At 36.9% G+C, this 25,995-nt stretch carries 26 protein-coding genes; 12 read left to right on the top strand and 14 right to left on the bottom strand.

Annotation, left to right across the window (positions count from 1 at the left end; all coding sequences use genetic code 11):
* Window position 1: 1 nt before the first annotated feature.
* The 5 genes from AC1DDK_RS01430 to trpA all read left to right on the top strand — a co-directional run bounded on the left by AC1DDK_RS01430 (window position 2) and on the right by trpA (window position 4,672).
* Window positions 2-817 (top strand): SDR family oxidoreductase, encoded by an 816-nt coding sequence (locus tag AC1DDK_RS01430; protein WP_172660505.1) that lies wholly within the window; start codon window positions 2-4, stop codon window positions 815-817.
* Window positions 818-1,066: 249 nt separating this feature from the next.
* A complete protein-coding gene (gene trpD, locus AC1DDK_RS01425; protein ID WP_172660504.1) occupies window positions 1,067-2,056 on the top strand; it encodes an anthranilate phosphoribosyltransferase in 990 nt (329 codons plus the stop codon).
* Window positions 2,056-2,685 (top strand): phosphoribosylanthranilate isomerase, encoded by a 630-nt coding sequence (locus AC1DDK_RS01420; RefSeq protein WP_288880914.1) that lies wholly within the window; start codon window positions 2,056-2,058, stop codon window positions 2,683-2,685. The genes trpD and AC1DDK_RS01420 overlap by 1 nt, the downstream gene beginning before the upstream one ends.
* A 32-nt stretch (window positions 2,686-2,717) precedes the next feature.
* Window positions 2,718-3,899, top strand: a complete 1,182-nt coding sequence (trpB, locus tag AC1DDK_RS01415; RefSeq protein ID WP_288880917.1) for a tryptophan synthase subunit beta — start codon at window positions 2,718-2,720, stop codon at window positions 3,897-3,899.
* A 5-nt stretch (window positions 3,900-3,904) separates the two neighbouring features.
* Window positions 3,905-4,672 carry a tryptophan synthase subunit alpha gene (gene trpA, locus AC1DDK_RS01410; protein WP_172660501.1) on the top strand — a complete coding sequence of 256 codons (768 nt, stop codon included), beginning with the start codon at window positions 3,905-3,907 and terminating at the stop codon, window positions 4,670-4,672.
* Here trpA and nhaA read toward each other — a convergent pair.
* Both nhaA and AC1DDK_RS01400 read right to left on the bottom strand, forming a co-directional pair.
* A complete protein-coding gene (gene nhaA / locus AC1DDK_RS01405) occupies window positions 4,662-5,843 on the bottom strand; it encodes a Na+/H+ antiporter NhaA (RefSeq protein ID WP_477633770.1) in 1,182 nt (393 codons plus the stop codon). The two genes, trpA and nhaA, sit on opposite strands and share 11 nt — an antisense overlap.
* A complete protein-coding gene (locus AC1DDK_RS01400) occupies window positions 5,844-6,464 on the bottom strand; it encodes an L-threonylcarbamoyladenylate synthase (RefSeq protein ID WP_172660499.1) in 621 nt (206 codons plus the stop codon).
* Window positions 6,465-6,540: 76 nt separating this feature from the next.
* Between AC1DDK_RS01400 and AC1DDK_RS01395 the strand changes: the two genes are divergently transcribed.
* A complete protein-coding gene (locus AC1DDK_RS01395; RefSeq protein WP_172660498.1) occupies window positions 6,541-8,205 on the top strand; it encodes an FMN-binding glutamate synthase family protein in 1,665 nt (554 codons plus the stop codon).
* Between the two features lie 62 nt (window positions 8,206-8,267).
* Here the strand turns inward: AC1DDK_RS01395 and asnS are convergent, their stop codons facing one another.
* The 6 genes from asnS to AC1DDK_RS01365 all read right to left on the bottom strand — a co-directional run bounded on the left by asnS (window position 8,268) and on the right by AC1DDK_RS01365 (window position 15,232).
* Window positions 8,268-9,716, bottom strand: coding sequence for an asparagine--tRNA ligase (gene asnS, locus AC1DDK_RS01390; protein ID WP_477633769.1), 1,449 nt, complete (start codon window positions 9,714-9,716; stop codon window positions 8,268-8,270).
* A gap of 589 nt (window positions 9,717-10,305) precedes the next feature.
* Window positions 10,306-11,496, bottom strand: coding sequence for an ADP-forming succinate--CoA ligase subunit beta (gene sucC, locus AC1DDK_RS01385; RefSeq protein WP_172660497.1), 1,191 nt, complete (start codon window positions 11,494-11,496; stop codon window positions 10,306-10,308).
* 41 nt (window positions 11,497-11,537) lie between these two features.
* The gene (locus AC1DDK_RS01380; RefSeq protein WP_288880925.1) at window positions 11,538-12,293 is read right to left on the bottom strand and encodes a ferritin-like domain-containing protein; all 756 of its coding nucleotides are present in this window, start codon (window positions 12,291-12,293) and stop codon (window positions 11,538-11,540) included.
* Window positions 12,294-12,309: 16 nt separating this feature from the next.
* Window positions 12,310-13,929, bottom strand: coding sequence for a DUF4153 domain-containing protein (locus AC1DDK_RS01375; RefSeq protein ID WP_288880927.1), 1,620 nt, complete (start codon window positions 13,927-13,929; stop codon window positions 12,310-12,312).
* A gap of 377 nt (window positions 13,930-14,306) precedes the next feature.
* Window positions 14,307-14,603, bottom strand: coding sequence for a winged helix-turn-helix domain-containing protein (locus AC1DDK_RS01370; protein ID WP_172660494.1), 297 nt, complete (start codon window positions 14,601-14,603; stop codon window positions 14,307-14,309).
* On the bottom strand, window positions 14,603-15,232 hold the full coding sequence (locus AC1DDK_RS01365; protein ID WP_172660493.1) for a hypothetical protein: 630 nt from the start codon (window positions 15,230-15,232) through the stop codon (window positions 14,603-14,605). Before AC1DDK_RS01365 ends, AC1DDK_RS01370 begins: the two co-directional genes overlap by 1 nt.
* 121 nt (window positions 15,233-15,353) lie before the next feature.
* Here AC1DDK_RS01365 and AC1DDK_RS01360 point away from each other — a divergent pair, with 121 nt between their 5' ends.
* The 4 genes from AC1DDK_RS01360 to AC1DDK_RS01345 are packed head-to-tail and all read left to right on the top strand — an operon-like array spanning window position 15,354 to window position 18,566.
* Window positions 15,354-16,004, top strand: coding sequence for an ABC transporter ATP-binding protein (locus AC1DDK_RS01360; protein WP_172660492.1), 651 nt, complete (start codon window positions 15,354-15,356; stop codon window positions 16,002-16,004).
* A 3-nt stretch (window positions 16,005-16,007) separates the two neighbouring features.
* The gene (locus AC1DDK_RS01355) at window positions 16,008-16,337 is read left to right on the top strand and encodes an ATP-grasp domain-containing protein (RefSeq protein ID WP_172660491.1); all 330 of its coding nucleotides are present in this window, start codon (window positions 16,008-16,010) and stop codon (window positions 16,335-16,337) included.
* On the top strand, window positions 16,337-16,951 hold the full coding sequence (locus AC1DDK_RS01350) for an HAD family hydrolase (RefSeq protein ID WP_172660490.1): 615 nt from the start codon (window positions 16,337-16,339) through the stop codon (window positions 16,949-16,951). Before AC1DDK_RS01355 ends, AC1DDK_RS01350 begins: the two co-directional genes overlap by 1 nt.
* A 46-nt stretch (window positions 16,952-16,997) precedes the next feature.
* A complete protein-coding gene (locus tag AC1DDK_RS01345; protein ID WP_288880930.1) occupies window positions 16,998-18,566 on the top strand; it encodes a S41 family peptidase in 1,569 nt (522 codons plus the stop codon).
* Window positions 18,567-18,573: 7 nt separating this feature from the next.
* Here AC1DDK_RS01345 and AC1DDK_RS01340 read toward each other — a convergent pair whose 3' ends face one another.
* A complete protein-coding gene (locus AC1DDK_RS01340; protein WP_172660488.1) occupies window positions 18,574-19,506 on the bottom strand; it encodes a M20/M25/M40 family metallo-hydrolase in 933 nt (310 codons plus the stop codon).
* A gap of 123 nt (window positions 19,507-19,629) precedes the next feature.
* Here AC1DDK_RS01340 and AC1DDK_RS01335 point away from each other — a divergent pair, with 123 nt between their 5' ends.
* On the top strand, window positions 19,630-19,896 hold the full coding sequence (locus AC1DDK_RS01335; protein WP_048904470.1) for a hypothetical protein: 267 nt from the start codon (window positions 19,630-19,632) through the stop codon (window positions 19,894-19,896).
* Here the strand turns inward: AC1DDK_RS01335 and AC1DDK_RS01330 are convergent.
* Window positions 19,893-21,335, bottom strand: coding sequence for a glyceraldehyde-3-phosphate dehydrogenase (locus AC1DDK_RS01330; RefSeq protein ID WP_288884419.1), 1,443 nt, complete (start codon window positions 21,333-21,335; stop codon window positions 19,893-19,895). The genes AC1DDK_RS01335 and AC1DDK_RS01330 overlap by 4 nt on opposite strands.
* 135 nt (window positions 21,336-21,470) lie before the next feature.
* Window positions 21,471-22,331 carry a sigma-70 family RNA polymerase sigma factor gene (locus AC1DDK_RS01325; protein WP_008242129.1) on the bottom strand — a complete coding sequence of 287 codons (861 nt, stop codon included), beginning with the start codon at window positions 22,329-22,331 and terminating at the stop codon, window positions 21,471-21,473.
* A 363-nt stretch (window positions 22,332-22,694) separates the two neighbouring features.
* On the opposite strand from AC1DDK_RS01325, the gene AC1DDK_RS01320 reads away from it, so the two are divergent.
* Window positions 22,695-22,898 (top strand): helix-turn-helix domain-containing protein, encoded by a 204-nt coding sequence (locus AC1DDK_RS01320; protein ID WP_172660486.1) that lies wholly within the window; start codon window positions 22,695-22,697, stop codon window positions 22,896-22,898.
* Window positions 22,899-23,124: 226 nt separating this feature from the next.
* Here AC1DDK_RS01320 and AC1DDK_RS01315 read toward each other — a convergent pair whose 3' ends face one another.
* The 3 genes from AC1DDK_RS01315 to lpdA all read right to left on the bottom strand — a co-directional run bounded on the left by AC1DDK_RS01315 (window position 23,125) and on the right by lpdA (window position 25,852).
* Window positions 23,125-23,454: a YegP family protein gene (locus AC1DDK_RS01315; RefSeq protein WP_172660485.1), complete on the bottom strand. Its 330-nt coding sequence runs from the start codon at window positions 23,452-23,454 to the stop codon at window positions 23,125-23,127.
* Window positions 23,455-23,545: 91 nt separating this feature from the next.
* Window positions 23,546-24,394, bottom strand: coding sequence for an MBL fold metallo-hydrolase (locus AC1DDK_RS01310; RefSeq protein ID WP_288884411.1), 849 nt, complete (start codon window positions 24,392-24,394; stop codon window positions 23,546-23,548).
* 69 nt (window positions 24,395-24,463) lie between these two features.
* A complete protein-coding gene (lpdA, locus tag AC1DDK_RS01305) occupies window positions 24,464-25,852 on the bottom strand; it encodes a dihydrolipoyl dehydrogenase (protein WP_048904475.1) in 1,389 nt (462 codons plus the stop codon).
* Between the last annotated feature and the right edge of the window lie 143 nt (window positions 25,853-25,995).

Genomic DNA, 25,995 nt, shown 5'->3' with positions numbered 1-25,995 from the left:
AATGGATTTTAAGAATAAAGTAGTCATAATTACGGGTGCATCATCTGGTATTGGAAAAGCATGTGCTGAAGAGTTTGCTAAACGCGGTGCTAGCCTGGTTCTTGGTGCCAGACAATATGTTACACTTTGCGAAATTACCGCCGATCTGGAGGCAAGATATGGCATAAGAGCTATTGCAGTTCAGGTAGATGTGAGTAAAGAAGAAGAATGTGAAGTGCTTGTTAAGCAGGCCTTAGTCACTTTCAGTAAGATAGATATATTAATTAATAATGCGGGCTTATCTATGCGTGCATTGTTCAATGATCTGGACTTGTCTGTATTGAAAAACCTGATGGATGTGAATTTCTGGGGTACGGTTTATTGCACTAAATATGCGCTGCCCGAGATTTTAAAAACACAAGGCAGTGTAATAGGGGTATCATCAATCGCGGGGTATCGTGGTTTGCCTGGTCGTACCGGTTATTCTGCTTCCAAGTTTGCCATGAATGGTTTTATGGAGTCACTGCGGACCGAATTACTTAAAACCGGTGTTCATGTGATGGTAGCCTGCCCTGGTTTTACGGCTTCTAATATTCGGGTTACAGCATTGGCTAAAGATGGTGCTGCTCATGGCGAAACAAGTATGGAAGAAGGTAAAATGATGACCGCTGAAGAAGTGGCTACTCGTATCGTTGATGGCATTGCTGCAAGAAAGCGCACTTTAGTTATGACAGGGCAGGGCAAACTAACCGTATGGATTAATAAGTTATTGCCTGCATTGGCAGATAAACTGGTTTTTAACCATTTTACCAAGGAAAAGAACGCCCTGATTAAGTAAACCCGCCCTGCAAAGAAGTAATAAATTTTATTTTTTTTGATAAAAGATTTGCTGCTTTGCAAAAACAATTCCATATTTGCTTTAATGATACTTACAAACGGACTTAACAACTGGTGGTGGCACAACGCAATAGCGTAGTGTAACCCCGTTTTGAACGTTTTATTTTATATAAAAATATTTTGAGGGTTGCTTAAGGCAACCTTTTTTGTTTTACGACATTTTGAAAAACTTCTTTAAGAAGAAAATAACATGAAGAAAATACTTAACCACCTATTTGAAAACAAAACCTTCAGTAGAGCAGAGGCACAAAAGATACTTACTTCTATTGCCTTAGGCGAATTTAATACTTCGCAGATTGCCGCTTTTATTACGGCGTATGGGATGCGGAACATTACTGTTGCTGAGCTTCAAGGCTTTCGTGATGCTATGCTTGATCTTTGTGTGAAACTGAACTTTTCAGATTATGAGCTTGTAGATCTTTGTGGAACAGGAGGTGATGGTAAAGACACCTTTAACATATCTACACTTGCTTCTTTTGTTGTGGCTGGCGCAGGTCACAAAGTGGCTAAGCATGGTAACTATGGTGTGTCATCTGGCTGCGGTTCTTCAAATGTTATGGAGTACCTGGGTTATACATTTACTAACGAACAGGATATTTTAAAACGCAGTTTAGATACAGCAGGGATATGCTTTATCCATGCCCCGTTGTTTAATCCGGCCATGAAAATTGTTGCGCCTATACGTAAAGAATTAGGAGTTAAAACCTTTTTTAACATGCTTGGACCAATGGTTAATCCAGCACAACCTAAAAATCAAATTGTAGGCGTGTTTAGTCTCGAACTAGCCAGGTTGTATGCTTATTTATATCAGGATACTGATAAAAACTATACGATACTGCACGCGGTGGACGGTTTTGATGAGGTTTCGCTGACTTGCGATTTTAAAACTTTTAGTAAAAATGGAGAATCGTTGGTAACCGTTGCTGATCTTGGGTTTGCACAGATTGATGAGCAGGAAATAAAAGGAGGGGATACGGTTGAATCATCAGCAAAGATTTTTATGAGTGTGCTTAATGATGAATGTACCGATGCTCAACGAAATGTTGTGCTTTGCAATGCTGCACTTGCTATTCAGACAATAGATAACACTAAATCTTTTGCGGATTGTTTTTATGAAGCAGAGGCTTCTTTAATGAGCAAGAATGCTTTGAATAGTTTTAAAAACTTAATATCAAGGTAATGGATAAGAGACTGAAAGTATGTGGAATGAAGGTGCCATCAAACATCGAAATGGTGGCAGACTTGCAGCCTGATTATATGGGATTTATTTTCTATAATGGCTCAAAAAGATTTATTGCGGATCTTTCAGCTCAGTTTGTTAAGGATCTGCCTTCTAATATCAAAAAAACAGGTGTTTTTGTAAATGAAGAGCTTAGAACAGTGGTTGAACGGGTTTTGGAATATGGACTATATGCTGTTCAATTACACGGAAACGAATCTGCTAATTATTGTAGCCAGCTAAAAGCATTATTAGATATAGAAGTAATAAAGGCGTTTGGAATTGATGAACAATTTGATTTTGAGCAGTTGGAAGCATATGCTGATTCAGTTGATTACTTTTTATTTGATACCCAGACTCCCGATCATGGAGGTTCAGGAAGGACTTTTAACTGGGAGTTGCTTCAAAAATATGTGTTAGATAAACCATACTTTTTAAGTGGGGGAATTGATTTGGAAAGTATTGATGAAATAAACAGAATAAAAGATGTGCGTTTTTATGCTATTGATATTAATAGCAAGTTTGAATTGGAGCCTGGGCTAAAGGATATAGATAAATTGATTGACTTTAAAAATATGTTGTCCTATTGAGTTTACTCAACCAAGGATTTAAGAACAAGACTATGAACTATTTTGTAAATGAAAAAGGATACTACGGAGATTTTGGCGGAGCTTATATTCCGGAAATGCTATATCCGAATGTAGAAGAATTACGACAGAATTATCTTAAAATTATTGAGGATAAAGACTTTCAGAAGGAATTTCATCAGTTACTTAAAGATTATGTCGGCAGGCCCTCGCCACTATATCTAGCTAAACGATTATCGCAAAAATATAACGCAAATATTTTTCTGAAACGTGAGGATCTGAATCATACGGGTGCACATAAGATCAATAACACCATTGGTCAAATATTGCTTGCAGAACGTTTAGGTAAGAAACGTATTATTGCCGAAACTGGTGCCGGACAACATGGTGTGGCTACTGCTACAGTGTGTGCATTACGCGGATTAGAATGTGTAGTATATATGGGAGAGATTGATATTCAAAGACAGGCTCCCAATGTTGCACGAATGAAAATGCTGGGTGCTAAGGTAGTTCCTGCAACTTCAGGAAGTAAAACGTTAAAAGATGCTACCAACGAAGCCATGCGCGATTGGATTAATAATCCGGTAGATACCCATTATATAATAGGTTCTGTTGTTGGGCCACACCCGTACCCGGATATGGTGGCACTTTTTCAATCTATCATTTCAGAAGAGACTAAGAAGCAATTGATAGAACAAACTGGTAATGACCAGCCGGATTATGTGTTGGCCTGTGTTGGCGGTGGTAGTAATGCCATGGGCATGTTTTACCATTTTATTGATGATGAAAAGGTAAAACTAATCGCTGTAGAGGCTGCAGGTAAAGGGGTTGATAGCGGGTTCTCGGCAGCTACAACTACACTGGGTAAGGAGGGTGTGTTGCATGGCAGCAGAAGTATTTTGATGCAAACTGAAGATGGTCAGGTTGTTGAACCTCATTCTGTGTCAGCAGGATTAGATTATCCCGGCATTGGCCCTCAGCATGCACATTTGTTTAAAACTCGTCGTGGTCAGTATGTTTCCATAACTGATGATGAGTCTTTGGAAGCTGGTTTATTGCTTACTCAAATGGAGGGTATTATCCCTGCAATAGAAAGTGCTCATGCACTGGCTTATCTGGAGAAAATGAATTTTAAAGGTGGGGAGAATGTAGTGGTTTGCTTGTCGGGCCGCGGTGACAAGGATATGGATACTTACATGAGATATTTTGGATTATAAAAGAAATGAATAGAATTAAAAAGTTATTTCAGGAAAAGAAAGATATATTATCAATTTACTATACAGCTGGTTATCCTAATCTTGGAGATACAGTGGCAATTGCAGAAGAGCTAGAGCGTTCAGGTGCAGACTTATTAGAAATAGGGTTCCCATATTCTGATCCTGTTGCTGATGGCCCGGTTATACAGGCGAGCAGTAAGCTGGCGCTTGATAATGGTATGGATTTAAGACTGCTGTTTGAGCAGCTTAAAGATTTACGTAAAACGGTAACTATCCCGGTTTTGTTAATGGGGTATGTAAACCCAATGCTTCAATTTGGTGTAGAGAATTTCTGTAAAGCTTGTGCAGAGGTAGGCGTTGATGGTTGTATAGTTCCGGATCTCCCAATGGTTGAACATGAGGAGTTATATGAACCAGTTTTTGCTAAATATGGTTTAAGTAATATATTCTTGGTTACTCCTCAAACTTCTGAAGAAAGGATCCGTAAAATCGACGGTTTAAGTAATGGATTTATCTACTTGCTATCCTCGTCGGCAACTACAGGAAAAAATCTTCAGGTATCTGATACAACCGAAACATATTTTTCAAGAATTGCATCATTAAAACTTAAAAACCCAACCATGATAGGTTTTGGTATAAGTAGCAAAGAAACCTTTGATAAAGCATGTAAATATGCTAACGGTGCAATTATAGGTACTGCCTTTGTGAAAAGCTTGTCTGCTGATGATGTTCAGGGCAGTGTTAAAAACTTCATGAAAGAATTTAAGCCTTAACCGACGCTTTTCCTTTAATAGATTTTAGGAAAACAAAACCAACTAATCCTGCAATAACCGAAGCACAAAGAATCGCAAATTTTGCTTCGGTTACATGCATTTCATCACTAAATGAAAGTAAGGATATAAATATGGACATGGTAAATCCTATACCAGCCAACATACCTAAGCCAATAATGTGTTTCCAGCCTGATTGCGACGGAAGTGTTCCCAGTTTTAGCTTTACTGCAAGCCAGGAGAACAGTGTAACACCTATTGTTTTTCCGGCAAAAAGACCAGCCACAATTCCAAGCCCCAGCGGCGATACTAAACCGTCAAGCATTTCTTTTTGAAAGGTGATGTTGGTATTGGCCAGTGCAAAGATCGGCATGATAAAATAATTTACAGGACCATTTAATAAATGCTCAAGCTTTTCTAAAGGAGATTCTGTGTTATCTGAATTGGTTGGTATGGTAAGGGCAAGCAACACCCCTGCAATTGTTGCGTGTATGCCTGAGTGGTGAATGAAGTACCATAAGAACACTCCGGGTATAAGATAAAAATAAAGCGGTTTTATCTTAAAGAAGTTAAATACCAGCAATAGCGCAAGTACACCTCCTGCCATCAGGAGGTAATGAAAATGTACCTCATTTGTATAAAAAATAGCAATAACCAGGATGGCGCCAAGGTCATCAACAATGGCCAGGGCAGCAAGAAATATTTTTAATGAGGCCGGAACACTTTTACCCAGCATGGATATGATAGCTAAGGCAAAGGCAATGTCGGTAGCCATTGGAATTCCCCATCCAGATGCCGTAGCGGTATCTTTATTTAAAATGAAATAAATAAATGCGGGTACCAACATTCCTCCAAGAGCAGCAACTACAGGCAAGGAAGCCTTTTTAATAGATGAAAGCTCGCCTTCTACCAGCTCTCTCTTGATCTCTAAGCCCACAAGAAGAAAAAATACAGCCATTAGCGCATCATTTATCCAGGCAGAAACAGTAAATACATAAGAGCCAGAGCCAAATGTKAAGCCTAAATCTGTTGATAGTAGTGCAGAAAAGCCATTCTTATAACTAGAGTTTGCAATAAACAGAGAGATCGCAACACATACCATAAGGAGTATGCCTCCAATTTGTCCTGATCTTAAAAAGTCTTTAAATGCTTGTAAATTTATTATTTTGGCCATTTATAGGTAGTTTTCCAGGTTTCCTTTTCCTTGACGGATGATTTCAAAATCTCCTGATGTACAGTCTACAACCGTAGATGGTTCATTGTCTCCATATCCACCATCAATTACGATGTCTATAGTGTCTTCATATTTTTCGTGGATCAGTTCAGGATCTGTAGAGTATTCAATTACTTCATCATCATCATATATAGAAGTAGATAGAATTGGATTTCCAAGCTGCAAAACAATTTCTCTTGCAATATCATTATCAGGTACCCTTATACCAACAGTTTTCTTGTTGGAACTTAGTAGTTTTGGTACATTTCCGTTTGCATTCAGTATAAACGTAAAAGGGCCAGGTAGAGCTTTTTTTAGTAGCCTGAATGTGGTGGTGTCGATAGGTTTTATATAGTCTGAAATGTGCCTTAAATCCGAGCAGATGAAAGAGAAATTGGCCTTTTCAGGTTTAATACCTCTTAACCGGCAAATTTTTTCAATGGCTTTATGATTAGTGATATCGCAACCCATTCCATATACGGTATCGGTTGGGTAGATGATTATTCCTCCCTTTTTCAATACTTCAACAACTTGCTCAATCGCCTTGGGATTTGGGTTTTCAGGATAGATTTTAATAAGCATGTGTAAATTTACAAAATATTGATCCGAAATCAGATTATAATTGTTCTATTGGCATGTTTTTATTAAATTAAGGAATATGAGAAAAGCATTTATCGCAATTGCGGCGTTTTTGGTGGCACTCACTGTAATGTTGGGCCTTACTTATCCGCCTTTATGGTGGTTATTCATTTTTACAGGACCAGTTGTTTTATTGGGTATTTATGACCTGTATCAACCAAAACACAGTATAGTAAGGAACTACCCAGTAGTGGGCAGATTAAGGTACTTTATGGAAGATTTAAGGCCAAAGGTGTATCAATACTTTGTAGAAAGTGATACCAATGGTAAGCCATTTAGCAGACTTAGTCGTTCATTGATTTATCAGCGCGCAAAAAGAGAAAATGATACTATTCCATTCGGGACACAATTGGATGTATATGAAAATGGTTATGAATGGCTAAGCCACAGTATTTCAGCAATCAGCCATACTGAACTTAATGAAGATCCGCGTGTGTTAGTAGGGGGTCCGGAGTGTTTAAAGCCGTATTCTGCAAGTATTTATAATATCTCTGCTATGAGCTTCGGTTCATTAAGTCAGAATGCTATTCTGGCTTTAAATGGTGGAGCCAAGATGGGTAATTTTGCGCATAATACAGGTGAAGGTGGTATAAGCGATTACCATGCTAATCCCGGAGGGGATTTAATCTGGCAAATTGGTACTGGGTATTTTGGCTGTCGTCATCACGATGGTACATTTAACTATGAGGCCTTTGCCGAGAGGGCAAGTACAGATCAGGTAAAAATGATTGAGATTAAGCTTTCTCAGGGCGCTAAACCAGGACATGGAGGTATATTGCCGGCTAAAAAGGTTACTCCTGAAATTGCAAGGATAAGGTTGGTAAAAGAGGGGTTTGATGTGATCTCGCCTCCAGCTCACGCTGCCTTTAAAACGCCGTTAGAATTAATGGGTTTTGTAAAGAAACTGAGAGAGCTTTCTGGTGGTAAGCCAATTGGTATTAAACTCTGTATTGGAAGAAGAAGTGAATTTTTTGCCATTTGTAAAGCAATGGTTGAAACAGGTATTTATGTAGATTTCATTACTGTTGATGGGGGCGAAGGTGGTACAGGAGCTTCTCCACAGGAATTTTCTAATGCGGTTGGCATGCCATTAAGAGAAGGTGTGGCTTTTGTTTACGATGTTTTGGTAGGTTTTAACCTTAAAAAGCACATTAAAATTATTGCATCGGGTAAAGTAGCATCTGGATTTGATTTGGTAAAGAATATAGCGCTTGGTGCTGATCTATGTAATTCGGCGAGAGGAATGATGTTTGCGTTGGGCTGTATACAGGCCTTAGAGTGCAACAGTAATACTTGCCCAACAGGGGTGGCAACACAGGACCCAAGTTTAATGAAAGGTCTTGTAGTGGGAGATAAAACAGTTAGGGTTTATAATTTCCATAAGCTAACTGTTGGTAGTGCTGTAGAGTTATTAGGTGCTGCGGGTTTACATCATCCTTATCAATTGACCAGGGCATATATCAACAGGAGGATTGCGCCCAATGTAATGCAATCATATATGGAAAGTTTCCCATACATCCCTGAAGGAAGTTTGTTGCAGTCACCTTACCCTTTAAGGTTTGAGTTGGGAATGGCACTGAGTGTATCAACAAGTTTTGTGCCTTCTGATTATAAAGTTTCACTGGTTGATTATACACATGCAAACTCATTTGCAGATGATTTGAATCAAAATCAGAATAGGTAATAAATATAAAAGGGGTGTATCAATCATGATTGATACACCCCTTTTGCTATTTTATGAGTCTATTAAAACTCTGCATTTTTAGGGAAACGAGGGAAAGCGATTACATCTCTGATGTTTGTCATTCCACTTACAAATAATATCAGTCGTTCAAATCCTAGTCCAAAACCAGAGTGTGGTGCCGATCCAAAGCGTCTGGTGTCCAGATACCACCACATTTCGTCTTGTGGAATATCAAGCTCTTCCATTCTTCGGGTTAGCTTATCAAGGCGCTCCTCTCTTTGAGATCCTCCGATGATTTCGCCAATGCCTGGGAAAAGGATGTCCATTGCAGCTACTGTTTTTCTGCCTTGAGCATCAGGTTCGTTTTGACGCATATAGAAGGACTTAATATCGGCCGGATAATCAGTTAAGATAACTGGCTTTTTAAAGTGCTTTTCAACAAGGAAGCGCTCATGTTCTGATTGTAAATCTGCTCCCCATTCATCAATAAGATATTTAAACTGCTTTTTCTGATTAGGTTTGGAAGATTTTAAGATCGCAATAGCTTCTGTGTATGTTAGGCGTTCAAAATCATTGTTTAGGCAGAAGTTTAGCTTTTCTATTAAAGATAGCTCACTGCGCTCATTCTGAGGTTTTGTTTTTTCTTCTTCTAGTAAACGGTTGTTTAAAAAGTCAATCTCTTCCTTGCAGTGTTCTAGCGCATAGCTAATCACATATTTCAACATGTCTTCTGCAAGCTGCATATTGTCTTCAAGATCAGCGAAGGCAATTTCAGGCTCAACCATCCAAAATTCAGCAAGGTGACGTGTTGTGTTTGAGTTTTCTGCTCTAAAAGTAGGTCCGAATGTATATATCTGTCCAAAGGCCATTGCAGCAAGCTCACCTTCCAGCTGACCAGATACGGTCAGGTTGGTTGCGCGCGCAAAGAAATCCTGTGAGTAATCTACTTTCCCATCATCTGTACGAGGTGTGTTGTCGAAATCAAGAGTGGTAACTTTAAACATTTCACCGGCACCTTCTGCGTCTGATGCAGTAATAACAGGTGTGTGCATATAAACAAAACCTCTTTCGTTATAAAATTGATGTATAGCAAAGGCTAATGCATGACGTAATTTAAAGACTGCATTGAAAGTATTGGTGCGGAAACGCAGGTGGGCAATTTCCCGCAGAAACTCCAGGCTATGTTTTTTGGGTTGAAGAGGGAATTTTTCAGGATCACTATCGCCTAATATTTCTATAGTTTCAGCTTTAATATCTACTMTCTGACCTTTTCCTAATGATTCTACAATTTTTCCTTTTACAGAAATTGCAGCTCCTGTAGTAATACGCTTTAAAAGTTCTTCCGGAGTATTATTAAAATCCACTACGACTTGGATGTTCCCAATGCAGGAGCCATCATTTATTGCAATAAACTGGTTGTTGCGAAATGTTCGCACCCATCCCATAACCGTAACTTCTCTGTCGAATTCGTTTGTATCTAACAAACTTTTTACTTTTTCTCTTTTAATCATGATTTTTTTGTGGAGAGCGTCAAAAATAAGGATTTCCTTTAATAAATGGGAGGGAATATTTTAGTAGCCTATTTTAAATTACCTAGGTTTATTTTGATTGTATTTTTAGGTTTATTTTGAGTGATTTTGGTATTTAATGTATTTTTCTTGGTATTATTCTGTTTTTTGGATGGTGTTTTGTTGTTTTTTTATTGCTTTAGTGTTGTTTGTTGGTATTTATAATTATGTTTTATTGGTTATTTTGTGTTTTTATTGCTTTTCTATTGTGTTTTTTTAGTTGTTTGTGTGTTTTGTTAGGTTTTGTTTTGTTTTTATGGTGTATTTTTAGATTTTTATTTAAATAAAATCAATTTTTTATTGTTTTTAAATTTAAAACCCTATATTTGTAATGCTCGTTTAATTTATATTTGGTTAGAGAGGCATACAATTGGATGATTGTATGCCTCTTCTTATTTTAAAAGTAGAATTCTCATTTTTTTTGTGTTTTAAACAGAAATCAAGCCTGTTTATTTTTTTGTAAATGAAAAAAGCCAATTGAGTTAACAATTGGCTTTTTCCTTTAATAAAGATTTATTTGAATAGCTATAGATTAAGCTAATACTTTCGTAACTAAATCAGCTGCATCTTTTAATGCTATCGCCGAGAAAACTTTTAATCCTGAGTCATCTATTAATTGCTTAGCTTCAACAGCATTTGTTCCTTGTAAACGGCAAATAATAGGAACCGGAACATCTCCAATTTCTTTATATGCATCAATAACACCTTGGGCAACACGATCACAACGAACAATACCACCAAATATGTTAATTAAAATTGCTTTTACATTCGGATCTTTAAGGATGATGTTAAAACCAGCTTTAACCGTTTGTGCATTTGCAGTACCACCAACATCTAAAAAGTTAGCCGGTTCTCCACCTGCAATTTTGATGATATCCATAGTAGCCATTGCTAAGCCTGCTCCATTAACCATACAGCCAACGTTCCCGTCAAGTTTAACATAGTTAAGGTTTGATTCGCTTGCTTCAACATCAGTAGGATCTTCTTCCAGTTTATCACGCATTGCCGCGTAATCCGGATGACGGAATAAGGCATTCTCGTCTAAATCTACTTTCGCGTCAACTGCGATAATTTTATCATCAGATGTTTTTAGAACAGGGTTGATTTCAAACATTGAAGAATCAGTGCTATCGTAAGCTTTGTAAAGTGCGGTAACAAATTTTACCATTTCTTTAAAAGCCTGACCGCTTAGACCAAGGTTAAAAGCTATTTTGCGAGCTTGAAATCCTTGAAGACCAACTTTAGGGTCAATTTCTTCTTTGAAGATCAAATGAGGAGTATGCTCAGCAACTTCCTCGATATCCATTCCACCTTCAGTAGAATACATAATTATGTTTCTTCCGTTAGCGCGGTTTAACAATACGCTGATATAGAATTCTTTGGTTTCAGATGCACCTGGGTAGTAAACATCCTGAGCAACTAAAATTTTGTTAACTTTCTTTCCTTCCGGACCAGTTTGTGGAGTTACTAACTGCATACCTAAGATAGCAGAAGCTCTTTCCTTAACCTCATCAAGGTTTTTGGCAAGCTTTACACCACCGCCTTTACCTCTACCACCAGCGTGGATCTGAGCTTTAATTACAACCCAGTCAGAATTGTAGTCAGTTTTCATTTTTTTAGCAGCTTCTACAGCCTGCTCTACCGTGTCGGCTACTACACCTTCTTGTACGGCTACTCCAAAACTTTTAAGTATTTCTTTACCTTGATATTCGTGGATATTCATTATGCTGAAAAAATTTGTTCAAATCTACAATTTCAAAAGCTTTATAACAAATGGCTAAAGGTATTTTCAGCGTTTATATTTTCTCTTTCGGGTTTTAATTTTTTAATGGTCTTTTTAAATTTGAGTTTCATCTTGATCCAATAAGTGCCAAAGTGAACCCCGCCGGCATTAAATAATCTTCTATGCGCCAGCCAGACTACCATCGCTGTTGAAAAATAGAAAACTGTGTAAAAATAGTACGTAATAGTTCTCATAAAAAAGCTCTTTTGTCTATATATCAAACTTAGCCTCTCGATTTGAAAAGTGATATGAGCCGCTTCGTCGATTAAAATATCTGTACTTATTTGTTTAAGTAATTTGCAGTTCGTTGCATCCTTTAAACATTGGTAAAATATCTGGGCCGCGCTTTCTACGGTAATTACTGCTATGGTCCAAAACTCCATGTCTGTATTTAGTCCCCTTATTTTTCTAAATAAGCTATCACCCCAATCCTTTTTTATTCTTTGCTCGCCAATTAGATCAATATAACGACCCAAATTATTACCATGCTTTTGCTCTTCTTTAATAAATAGCTTAATGGCATCTGTATAATAAGGATCATTTAGCTTTTTTGCATGTTTGGTTGCAGCATTTACCAGATTCGTTCCCTCAGATGTTTCTCCCAGTTGCCAGGCCTGTAAAGAGCTTAAAATGTTGTTTTTTTCCAGTTGGCTTAAATTCGGACTGATACTCCAGTCAATTCTTTTGTTCTTTAGGTTTTGGTTAAAATAGTTTATCCAATACGATGAGTTGTGCATACACCAGGTTTTAAGATTATAAATGGTTTTTAAGTAAAAATTGCATTGTTTGCCAATCACGGTAGTTCCATGACAACCAGGATGTCTCGTTGTATTTTGTTTTGAATGTGTTGTTTCGTTGAGCTAAATCCTTTTCAAAGGCCAGGATCTGTTCTGTATTCGTTGGAGTTATTCGTTTGTTACTGAGGTCAGTTGTGTCGTTGCTCCATTTATAAGCATAATTTGAGGTGCTCAAATATTTTCTAAGTATAATCTTATTCGTATTTAAAAGGGGGAGGGTCTTGTCAGACAAATCGGTTAAATGATCAAGATCTAAGTTAATGGAGGCTCTGTTGTTAATGTTGTAGTTCACAATCAAAACATCCCAGTTTACAAATCCAAAAACAAGTAGTAAGATATACCAAATGCGACCATTTATTTTACACAGATAAAAGAAGGTTTTTTGCTGAGCGACCTTGATGTAAACAGTAACCAGACCTATTGTGCAAAGCAATAAGAAAACGAATACACCAATTCGTTTGTAGGTTAATCCAAGAGCACTTACGTACTGGTAATCTCTGAGTAAGACAGAACATACCAGAAAAATATTCTGAAATATCCATAAATAGGTCAGTAATCTGATCGTTTTGTTTTTACTGTAGAAATTTAGATTTCCTCTAAAAAAATATACAATAATCATCATAGCTATCACAATACTTACTATTAATACATTTGTGCCATCATGAAGCGCATCTGAATATTTAGCCCCATTCGATTCAATATTTTTACCCAGCCATAATGTAGTTATGTCGATGGTGTTTAATGAAAGCAATAGAAGGTTTAAGGCTGTAAATGAAATAATACCGATGATATTCTCAGTTTTTAAAGCCATCATCCGTTTCAACAAACCTTCGGCAAAAACTTCGATCAACATATAGGCAATTGAGTTGCTTGTTTTATTCCTGTGTTCTCGTACTAACTGCTCACCAAAACCAGCTTCAATTTTTTCAAGTTCAAGCCTTTTTAAACTGATAAAAGCTCCTGCGCTCAACACAATTCCCAGAACAATGTGTATGAAGCGTTCAAAGCTTAATTCTGGAAATAGGAAAACAACCATGTTGTTTATAAATGTGGTTATACCAGAAGTAATCCGATTAAGGTAATTGGCAAAAACAGTATTAGCCTCACTATAAAGTATGCTAAACAGCATGATGGCGAAAAAGGGGATAATAGTGTACTTCACGATTTTTAAGACAGGCTTAAAAGAAAGGTCCCCAAAGTGAATGGCCATTATTTTTTTTAAAAGATTTATCGGGGCCGTAATAATCTGTAAAAATGCGGCGAGCAATACGGTAAAAATATTCCGTAATAAAGGGAAATGAATTAAGCCTATCATAACCGCAAAAGTGATATACCAGGTGATGATATTAAGATCTGATTGATTGACAACTACCATTATTGCAGCCAGAAGATGACTGCCAGCAAAAATGTAGTACTTTTTAGTTTTAGACTTTTCCCGATCCAGTAAAGTTATGATGATTAAAAAAAGTGTGTAAATAAGTAGGTTAAGGGCTTGTTTCTCCATCCAGAAAAGAAAGTTGAAAAGAATGCCGCCGCCAATTGCTGCAAGGAGCTGTAGGTCTATCCGCTGTTTCATGTGAGTGTAGATTGTTTTTAGATTAAAGATGATTTGTAACTATCCACATGTATGCAAAAGCTACAGGGAGGTTAAATAGCATAACAACTGCTGTTTTTAAGAGTGTAAGGCAATGCTCAGGGTGAACGATTATTGTAATCAATAAACTCATAAAGATAATTGAGTTGATCACTAGGGCAAGTATGATGTATAAGAGACCTACTGGAACTAAGGGGCTGAATTTTGTAAGACAATACAATAAGAAGAGTGCAGATCCTGCAACAAATGAATATTTAGTGCATTCTTTGGCAATGGTTGTAATTTGATTAATTGACGTTGTTTCCATTTTTTTATTTTTCAAAAGTGCTTTGCATTTCAAAGTAAGTAGATAAAAAAAATTAAAGACTTTTAATCATCTTCTCTAAAGCATCTAAATGAGTTTTAAATGCTTGCCTACCCAGATCTGTAAGTATATATGTAGTGTTTGTTTTTTTTCCAATAAATGACTTTTGAACTTTTAAATATTCTGCTTGTTCCAAAGTGTTCAGGTGAGAGGCGAGGTTGCCATCTGTAAGTTCCAGCATTTGTTTCAGTTCATTAAAACTGATACTGTCGTTTACAATCAAAATAGACATCACGCCTAGTCTTATCCGACTATCAAATATCTTGTTAAGGGCTCCAATCGGGTTCTTCATTATTTAGTCCTTTCGTACTTAAAATACATCAGCAATCCATAAAAAATATGAAGTACACCAAAACCAAAAGCCCAGAAATAGAGTCCGTATCCAATATTAAACATCGCTACCAATCCTAGTACAACTTCGCAGAAACCGAGAAAGCGAATGTCGGTATAAGTATACTTACTGGCATTAATTAAAGCCAACCCATAAAATAATAAACAAGAAGGTGCTATTAAGCCATATGTCCCGGGGTGGGCCAGAAGAAGGCCAATAATAAATAAACCTCCAGCAAATAATGGAATTGCTAAATTGATCAATAGATTTTTAGAGGTTCTGTCCCAGAATGGAAGCTTTTTTATTCTGGTTTGTCTAAGTGTAAGAAGAAAACCACCTATAAGCGCAACAACGAGTACCCCCAGACCAATTTTAATTAAATTGGCTTCCAGATCATCCTCAGTAAAACCATATTCATAAGTGCCATTTACACTATTTGCTATTTCTAAATGAGCAAGGTAAGCACCCACCAGCGCAGTAAAACCAGCGAAAACTCCTGATAGCCCACTTAAAGAAATAAATCTTGATGAACGATCCATCATTTTTTTGATGTCGTTCAATGCATTTAGCTGTTCTTCCTTGTTACTCATTTTAAAAGTACTTTGTTTTTCAAAGTTAAATGATAAATCTGAACTTCCAAGAAAAATTTAGGTTTTTTTTGTTGCATCATATTTGTTTAACCTTGTGCTATGTTTTTGTAAGTTTGCACTTATGCTAAAAGCCACAGGTATAAAAAAAGCTTATGGAAATCTACCCATATTAAAAGGAGTAGATTTTGAGGTCAAAAAAGGCGAAATTGTAAGTATTATAGGTGCTTCGGGTGCAGGGAAAAGTACCTTACTCCATATTCTAGGTACACTGGACAAGCCCGACGATGGCACGGTAGAACTTAATGGTTCTAAGGTCAACAAGCTTTCAGGCGAATTGTTAAGTGTTTTTAGAAATAAGAATATCGGTTTTGTTTTTCAGTTTCATCATCTTTTACCTGAGTTCACTGCACTTGAGAACATCTGTATCCCTGCATTTATAGCTAAGGTGCCTACAAAACAAGCAATAGCAAGGGCAACTGAGCTCCTTGATCTTTTGGGTTTAAAGGATAGGGCAGACCATAAGCCTAATCAATTATCTGGTGGCGAACAACAACGTATTGCTGTAGCAAGAGCACTGATAAATAATCCGGCAATTATTCTTGCTGATGAGCCATCCGGTAATTTGGATTCGGCAAACGCCAACTCACTACATCAATTTTTTATTACCCTTAGAGATAATTTTAAACAGACTTTTGTGATTGTTACACATAATGAAGATCTGGCTAAGATTAGCGATAGGGTGGTTACAATGAAAGATGGTTTAATTATTTAAGTTTTGAAGATATTAATAACGGGAGGGAAATCTGCTCAGTCGCTAAAACTGATTAAAACTTTTGCAGATGATCATATTGTACTGGCTGATTATGGGGATGTGCCTTCTTTTCCATCTGCACGATACTATTTCATTTCTTTAGGGGAGCGAAATGATGAAATTATAGCTCATAATTTGTTAAATCATTGCCTCAACGAGGGGGTAGATGCTGTTTTACCTTTGCATGAATTTGAGATTGCCGATATACTAAAATCGAAAATCCTTTTTGAGGAGTTTAATATTCAGGTGCTAATGCCCGAAAAAGATCAGATCATCCATTTAACTAATATTTAATGGCATTTGAACGTTATTTAAACAACAAGCAAGCATTTGTTTTTGAGCTGGATGATGTCCTTTATCCACAAAAGGATTACTTGTTACAGGTTTATTATTTATTTGCTCAATTTATAGAATATGCAGAGCAAATAAGCGCCGATGAAATCCTTAAAAGTATGCAGCAAACTTATCTTGCAACAGGTAATGAGGATATTTTTGAGAAAACAGCAACCCAATTTGATATACCATTAAAGTATAAAGTAAATTTTGATTTGCTTTTCTTAAGCGCGCGTTTGCCCTTAAAGCTGTTGATGTTTAATGAGATGCTTAGCTTGCTGCAGGAAATCACTGTTGAACGTAAGCAAATATTTATATTCACAAATGGCGATCCTATGATGCAGCTTAATAAGATTAAGCAAATGGAATGGCATGGATTAGAAAACTATCTTACTGTTTATTTTGCTGCTGAAACCGCGCTTAAACCTTCTCCAGAAGGGATTCAACTGATTTTAGATAAGCATAGTTTGAAGAAAGAAGATGTGCTAATGATTGGTAAGATAAAACCAGATGAAGATTGTGCTATAAATGTAGGTGTTGATTATTTGAATGTTGATAAACTATTAGTATCTTGATTACGTTTATACCTCCGAACCGGGTGTTGGTGATAAAATGATTTAAATGAAAAATAGCCTTGTAAAAAATTACGTAATTGGTTCGGTGTTGGGGATTTGCATTGTATTCAGTGCATGTAAAAAAAATAAAACTACACCTGATCCGGAACCGCAGGTTTCGCAAAATACCAAGCAAACTCCTACAACAAATAGGGTAGATCTAACAAATGATTCCTTATTTCTATATGCTAAAGAAGTTTATTTCTGGAATGAATCCTTGCCTACATACGATGCTTTTGAGCCTCGACAATATAGTGCTACAGGCGGAACAAACCTTGAAAAGTACGAAGCTAACTTGTTTAATATAGTTAAGGCATCAAAATCTCCGGATTATTTAACAAATAGCACGGATCCAAAGTATTCCTATATTTTTGACAAAGCCGATAAAAATCCTACTGCAAGTATACCTGGTATAATGTTATCTGTTGACTTAGAAGGAAACGGTAATGATGTTGGATTAAGGTTCGGCTATTTTGGGCCGTCTAATTCAGACTATGATATCTTCGTGACCGCAGTTTATCCAAATTCTCCTGCAGCCAAAGCTGGTTTTAAAAGAGGTGATGAAATTACATCTGTAAATGGAGTTACCTATGGAACTAACTTTAATGGAGAAATAGATAAAATCCAAAGTGCAATTGAGGGAGCTACGGTAACTCTTGCTGGAAAAAAGGGGAATGTAAGTTTCACTAAAACATTAAATAAGAGCGTATATAAGAGCAGTCCTATATATAAAGACACTGTTTTTACAGCCAGTAGTAAAAAGATAGGTTATTTGGCCTATGCAAGGTTCTCAAATAAAGAAAATTCTGAAAGTGCATTAACCACAGTGTTCAATAATTTCGCTGCTAAAGGAGTAACCGATCTTATTGTTGATCTGAGGTATAATGGTGGTGGTTATATAAGTACAGCACAACACCTTATTAATCTTATTGCGCCTACCGGTACCTCAGGTGTAATGTTTACCGAGCACTTTAATGCCACAATGCAGAATAAAAAAGCTACGATATTAAAGAATCAGCCAGCTGTTAATGATGATGGGCAAGCCGTTGGGACATATTTTGATGATGATTATACCGTAAGCGGCAATACCACTACATTCCAGAAAACAGGAAATTTAACCGGAGTGAAGAATGTGGTGTTTATTGTTGAACAGTATACCGCTTCTGCTAGTGAACTTGTAATAAACAGTCTTAAACCTCATATGACTGTTAAGTTGGTAGGAGAGACTTCTTATGGAAAACCAGTTGGCTTTTTTCCTATAACCCTGGAGAACAAGTATGATGTTTACTTTTCAATGTTTGAAACTAAAAACTCTGCGGGTGGCGGTGGTTATTATACTGGAATGGTTCCTGATGTTAAAGGATATGAGTTTGCTTCTGGAGATGTGATGTATGATTTTGGTAATCCTAAAGATGATTGTACTGCAGAAGCCATTAATATCCTGGCTCCAGGCATAGCAGTCACCAGTCAGGCAAAAGTAGCTACCACTGCAGATAGAACTAAATCAACACGTTTGCAGGCACTTGGAGGTAAATCAAGTGGTGAATTTGTTGGGATGATTGAAAATCGAAAATAACCCTCACTTAATTTATTGTTTTCTTTTCGTTAATTACAGACTTCAAATAGAGCTGATGGTCTAGCCTTTGGGTTATTTCAAGTATTGCCTCACTTGCATTGGTGAAAAATGCAGGATTGATGTTTTTAAACTCGTCAGTAGCCTTATGATAATCCTTATGATCTTCCACTCCGAAATAAATAAAAGGTATATCCTTGTCGTTAAAAGCCGAATGATCACTTTGATTTGTCCAGTCGTTGCTACCCAACTTTGGGTCGTCATGACCTAAAATTATTTTTACTTTAGAATTCTTGCTAAAAACAGATGGTTTTAGCTGAGGGTATTTAAATGTACCACAAGCATAAAGCTCGCCTTTGTCGTTGTGACTTACCATATCCATATTTATATTGAGTTTGATATTCTCAAGTTGAACGGGCGGATTTTTTATAAAGGCTTTGGCTCCTTGTAAACCGGCTTCTTCAGCATCAAATGCAGCAAAAATTAAAGTATGGTCGGGTTTATTCTTTGTATAGTGCGAGGCGAGTTTCAATAATGTCGCAATTCCCGAAGCATTATCGTCGGCACCGTTGTAAATTTCATTGTTTATAATGCCGATATGATCATAATGGGCAGATATAACTATTATATTTTTACTCTTTCCTTCTACATATGCAAGCATGTTTTTGCCTTCAATGGCAGTTCCTTTTTTGCCTGTATAGGTAAATGGCATCTCATAACCAGAAAATGTTGGTAAAGTTTTTAAACCAATTTCTTTAAATCGGGATGCTATATAAACGCGTGCCTTTTCGCCACCTTTTGTTCCCGTTTTTCTCCCTTCATAAGCATCGGAAGATAATACTTCTACATCTTTAAGTAGCTGACTTCCAGCTTGAGCATCTGTTTTTTTTACAGAACTACAGCTTAACAATAAGCTAAGGAATATTAAAGGGTAGAGTCTCATTTTGCTATGATTGGTATATAATACTAAAGTAAAGATATAGAATGATATTTGTAACTCTTTTMATGTCCTATTGTTATTTAAATAGATTAAATGCATATTTAAGTAAGAATAAGTCATAATACTATGTTAGGGGAATTAATAGAAAAAGAATCAATAGATATCAGTAAAATCGTTTCAGCCGATCAGAATCACACAGAAGAATTAAGAGATAAGTTAAACTCCGCGCAACGACTGGGAAACGAATTTAAATCAAAAGCGGATATTACATTTAACACTACAGAGGGGCCAAAAACAGTTAGTACTACCGTTTGGTCTGTTACAGAAAGATACCTTCAATTAAAGAGCGGGGTTCATATCCCACTAAGCAGCCTTATTGATATAGATTTCTAGTAATAAGTTAGCCTAACTACGCCTGCAACTTTTTTGGCGAGACGGATAACCTGTCTGGTATAACCATACTCATTGTCGTACCATACATATATTACTACAGACTTGTTGTCCTTGGCCATAATGGTTGCAGGCCCGTCTATAATAGCCGAATGGCTATTGCCGATTAGGTCTGTACTTACTAATTCATTGGAAATTGAATATTCGATTTGTTCAGACAGATTCCCAAAAAGGGAGGCCTGTTTCAATATCTCACTGATTTCTTCTTTTGATGATACTTTGTTTAGTGACAGATTTAATATGGCTAGTGATACGTTGGGCGTAGGAACACGTACTGCATTCCCTGTTAATTTGCCTCCTAAATGAGGAAGTACTTTCGCTACAGCCCTATCTGCACCGGTTTCGGTAATTACTAGATTTAATGCTGCGGCGCGACCTCTCCGGTATTTTTTATGGTAATTATCTAGTAGATTTTGGTCGTTTGTATAGGAATGTATCGTTTCTATATGCCCCTTTTCAATTCCAAAACAATCGTCTATTAATTTTAATACGGGGACTATGGCATTGGTAGTGCACGATGCGTTAGAAAAGATAGTTTCTTTATCAAAATCAATCTCTAAATCATTAATGCCAGCAACAATATTGGGTACATTACCCTTTGCTGGGGCAGTAAGCAACACTTTTGCTATTCCTTTTGCCCGCAAGTGTCTGCTTAAGTCTTCCCGTTCACGGAAAATTCCTGTGTTGTCAATTAGCAGGGCATCCTGAATCCCATAAACAGTGTAATCTATGTCTTCCGGCTGTTCAGCTTCAACGAAATAAATGGTTTGCCCATTTATAATTAGTGCATGGTTTTCAAAATCCTCGATTATAGTACCATTAAATGGGCCATGAACAGAATCTGTGCGCATTAGTTCAGCTCTTTTAATGAGCTCTTCGTCGCTGTGACCTCTGGTTACGATTGCACGTAGCCGTAATTGTTCTCCTTTTCCGGCCTGCAAAACTAATTCTCTTGCAGCGATGCGCCCAATACGGCCAAATCCAAACAATATTACGTCCTTAGGTTTTAAGTTGATCTTATCTTTGCCGATGTGCTTGCTTAGCTTGCCAATTACGAAATCCTGGATATTGGTGTTATTGTCCTCAAGCCATTCTGCAGCTAATCTTCCAATGTCAATCCTGGAAGGTGCCAGGTTACTGTTTGCTATTGTTTTAGCTAATTCCAGTGTTTCATAAATGTTAATGTCTTTCCCACTAACTTCCTTGGCGTATTGATGGTAGGAAAGTATCTCGCTGCTACCTATGTCAAACAAAGGTTTTCTGAATAGTACCAGTTCAATTGATTTATCGAACCATAGCTGTCCTACGATATTGATTAATTGAATTGCCTTTTTTTCCTTTTCAATCCAGCTTTGAAACTCCGATTGGTACTTATTTAGCATGCGGTTAAATTTGGTTAGAACGTCACAAAAGTAAAAAAGATCGGGTATATACCCGATCTTTTTTACTTTATATATTTCTTATGCTACGTCATCCTGAATTTATTTCAGGATGAGGCCGATTAAACAAATAACTTTCTATCCCAAGTAAGATTTTAAGATCTTGCTTCTTGAGGTATGACGCAAACGCTGAAGTGCCTTATCTTTTATCTGACGTACACGCTCACGTGTTAAATTGAACTTCTCTCCAATCTCTTCAAGAGATAGTGGATGATTTGTGCTTAATCCAAAGAAAAGAACAATAATTTCACGTTCTCTTTCTGTTAAAGTAGACAATGAACGCTTAATTTCTTCAGAAAGAGATTCGTTTATAAGACTGCTATCTGTATTAGGCTCATGATTTTCCAATACGTCCAGTAGCGTATTTTCTTCACCCTGAACAAATGGAGCATCCATTGATACGTGTCTTCCTGAGTTACTTAATGTGTCAGAAATCTTATCAACAGTTGTTTCCAGGATATCTGCCAATTCTTCAGGAGACGGTTCGCGCTCATATTCCTGCTCTAATTTAGAGAAGGCCTTACTGATTTTACTTAAAGATCCAACCTGGTTAAGCGGTAAACGAACAATACGGCTTTGCTCAGCAATTGCCTGCAAAATAGACTGACGAATCCACCAAACAGCATATGAGATAAATTTAAAACCTTTTGTCTCATCAAAACGCTTGGCAGCCTTAATTAGGCCCAGATTTCCTTCGTTAATTAAATCCCCTAAAGTTAAACCCTGGTTTTGATATTGTTTTGCTACCGAAACCACGAAGCGCAAATTGGTTTTAGTTAAACGTTCTAACGCAGCCTGATCGCCCTCACGTATTTTTCTTGCTAATATTACTTCTTCTTCCGCGGTAATTAAATCCACTTTACCAATTTCGTGAAGGTATTTGTCTAGAGATTGACTTTCGCGATTGGTAATCGATTGCGTGATTTTGAGTTGTCTCATTTATATGCTTTGGTACTCTTTATGTGTTTGAACGTGCAAAAGTAAGAATTTTAAGGCAATTAGAAAACATAAATTACTGAAAACGTTACACTTTACACGTATTAATTATACAATAATTTAGCAGCAAAAATTATTCCAAAATACTTTTGTCAGTATCAATGTCGTTATATTGTAAAACATAGTGTTGTTATTGAATATCAATGTTAATATTGTGTTTTACAACAATAATTGAGGCCGTCTAAAGCCAAAATAAATGTTTGTCTTTATGATGTCAGGAAATAAAACATAATTAGCATCTTTAAAAATGGGGAAAATAGGGGAATATTAATTGCATTGATTAATGACTTATAATAAAAACATATCATGCCAATAATTATAAACTTAGACGTAATGCTTGCTAAAAGAAAGATGTCTTTAACAGAGCTTAGCATGAGGGTAGGAGTAACAATGTCTAACCTTTCTATATTAAAAACTGGAAAGGCAAAAGCAATCAGATTGGAAACTATGGATGCGATATGCAATGTTCTGGACTGCCAGCCTGGCGATATCCTGGAGTTTCGCAGGTGATTTTGGAGAGCCCACCGTCATCTTATAGTTCACTCGTCATCTCGACGATAGGAGAGATCTCCTGGCCATAAAATAGCTTCTAAGCAAGTTTGTATAAGCAAGAGATCCCTTGGTTCTCGGGATTACGAAGCAGAATGACGGCGTTGGCCATGGCATAAACCTATAAAACAAGAGCCTGATCAACATTGAAGTTAATCAGGCTCTTACAAAATATATAAATAGATATTTAAGTCAAATCTGAAATCTCTGCGTCAGGGGCATTTTTTTTAACCGACTCAATGCCGTTATCTCTGCTTGCAACACTTTCGTACATTTCGCTGTTGCCAATAATTTGCCCGTTAGTTGCTTTTAAATTAAAATAAGGTTTGCCATTTGATGATGTTTTTTTCTCGTATTTACCATCGTCCTGAGAGTTTTTCTTTACAGACTCAATTCCGTTGGTACATCCACTTTTGCTTGAATACCCTTCGCTAGTTAAAATTACCTGGCCATTTCCTGCCTTTAAATTAAATTGGAATTCTCCATTCTTTCTTGTTGTGATTTCAAATTTGCCCATAATCTTTTTTTAATTTATTTTTAAAGTAGACTGTTTTAATAAACCAATTTATAAAAAACTAAACAAAACCAAACAATTATTATTTTTTTGTTTAAGGATTAGTGATGCTTTTTAAATCAAAAGTCTGATCTAGCCTTATGCCTTTTTCTGTCTGCTGTAAAGTACAGCATTCATTTACGGCATCATGTTCCAGATAAAGGATATAGCCATTATCAGTTGCTTCCTGTAAAAAAGACTTCTTTTCCTTTAATGTTTGCAGTGGGAACATGTCGTACGCCATAACATAAGGTAAGGGGATGTGTCCAATAGAAGGAAGCAGGTCAGCCATATAAACAATTGTCTTATCCTTATATTTGATTTGGGGTAACATCATTGCGTCTGTATGCCCGTATGCAAATCGAATATTGATGCCATCGTGAAATTGAACTCCATCAACATCTTCAATAAACCGAAGTTGACCACTGTCCTGAATAGGTAAGATGTTTTCTTTTAAAAAAGACGCCTTTTCTCTTTCGTTTGGGTTTACGGCCCAGTCCCAGTGTTTTTGGTTGCTCCAATAGAAAGCATTTTTAAATGCTGGTCTAAGTTTGTCGCCAACACGCATTATTGAACCACCACAGTGATCGAAATGCAGGTGCGTTAAAAAAACATCAGTTATATCGTCTCTTGAAAAACCTTTTGCAGCCAAAGACTTGTCTAAGGTATCATCACCATGTAAGTAATAATGACCTAAAAATTTTTCATCCTGTTTATCACCGATACCATTATCTATTAATATTAATCTATCACCGTCTTCAATTAACAAGCACCTCATTGCCCAGGTGCACATGTTATTCGCATCAGATGGCGTTGTTTTTTGCCAGATGGATTTAGGTACCACACCAAACATGGCGCCTCCATCAAGTTTAAATAAGCCTGTATTTATAGTATGTAGATTCATATTTTAAAATTAATGAAAAAGGCCGCATTGCGCGGCCTTTTTCCAAATATGTTAATGCAAAAATGATTCTTATAAGTGGATTACTTCTCCATATGCATCAGCAGCGGCTTCCATAATCGCTTCACTCATAGTAGGGTGAGGGTGAACAGATTTAATCATTTCATGACCTGTCGTTTCCAGTTTACGGGCAACAACAATTTCAGCAATCATTTCTGTAACGTTAGCACCAATCATATGGGCGCCTAATAATTCTCCGTATTTAGCGTCAAATATTAATTTAACGAAACCATCTTTAGCACCTGCGGCACTTGCCTTACCTGAAGCAGAGAATGGGAATTTCCCGATTTTCAATTCATATCCTGCAGCTTTGGCAGCTTTTTCAGTATAACCTACCGAAGCAATTTCAGGACTGCAATAAGTACACCCCGGGATATTGTTGTAGTCTAAAGGCTCAGGTTTGTGACCGGCAATTTTTTCTACACAAATAATACCTTCTGCCGAAGCAACGTGAGCCAGCGCTTGTCCGCCAACAATATCACCAATAGCATAATAACCTTTTACAGAAGTATTGTAGAATTCATCAACAACTACTTTACCTTTTTCAGTTTTGATGCCAGTTTCTTCTAAACCTAAGTTTTCGATGTTTGCAACCACACCAGCAGCAGAAAGAACGATATCACATTCAAGCGTTTGCATACCTGATGCCGTTTTAACCTGTACTTTGCAGCCAGCACCGCTAGTGTCAACAGATTCAACACTTGAAGAGGTCATCACCTCTATACCTGCTTTTTTAAAGCTGCGTAATAATTGCTTAGATACATCTTCATCTTCAACAGGAACAACATTGTCCATAAACTCAACAACGGTAACCTTAGTACCTAAGGTAGCGTAGAAATAGGCAAATTCTACACCTATAGCACCAGAACCAACAACAACCATAGATTTTGGCTGCTCAGGTAAAACCATAGCTTGTCTGTAGCCAATTACTTTTTTACCATCCTGTTTTAAATTAGGTAATTCTCTTGATCTTCCTCCTGTAGCTAATATAATGTTAGTCGCAGTGTATTCTTTTTGAGAACCATCAGCAGCTTTAACTTCTACCTTGTTTCCAGGTTTAACTTTACCTGAACCCATTATTACATCAATTTTGTTCTTTTTCATTAAGAACTGAACCCCTTTGCTCATACCATCAGCAACGCCACGGCTACGCTTAATGACTGCTGCAAAATCAGCCTCAGCTTCAGCAGTTTTGATACCATATTCTGAAGCATGGTTAATGTATTCAAACACCTGGGCACTTTTTAGTAATGCTTTAGTAGGTATACAGCCCCAGTTAAGGCATATCCCACCTAAGGATTCGCGCTCTACAACTGCAGTTTTCAAACCTAACTGAGAAGCTCTGATTGCAGCTACGTATCCTCCGGGACCGCTGCCTATTACAATTACATCGTAGTTCATATCTTATTATAAAGGAATTTAACTTTAGTAAACGCCCAAAAATAAAAAAAAATGTTCGTTAATACTTCCTTTAAGATTTTTGAGTAAATGATTTACCTAAACAGAATGTTAACATATGACCTTACTAAAACAAAAGACAGTTT

The sequence above is a fragment of the Pedobacter sp. 05T44 genome (assembly GCF_056395985.1).
Note: the sequence above shows the minus strand (reverse complement) of the source record. Positions and strands in the feature narration are given on the sequence as shown.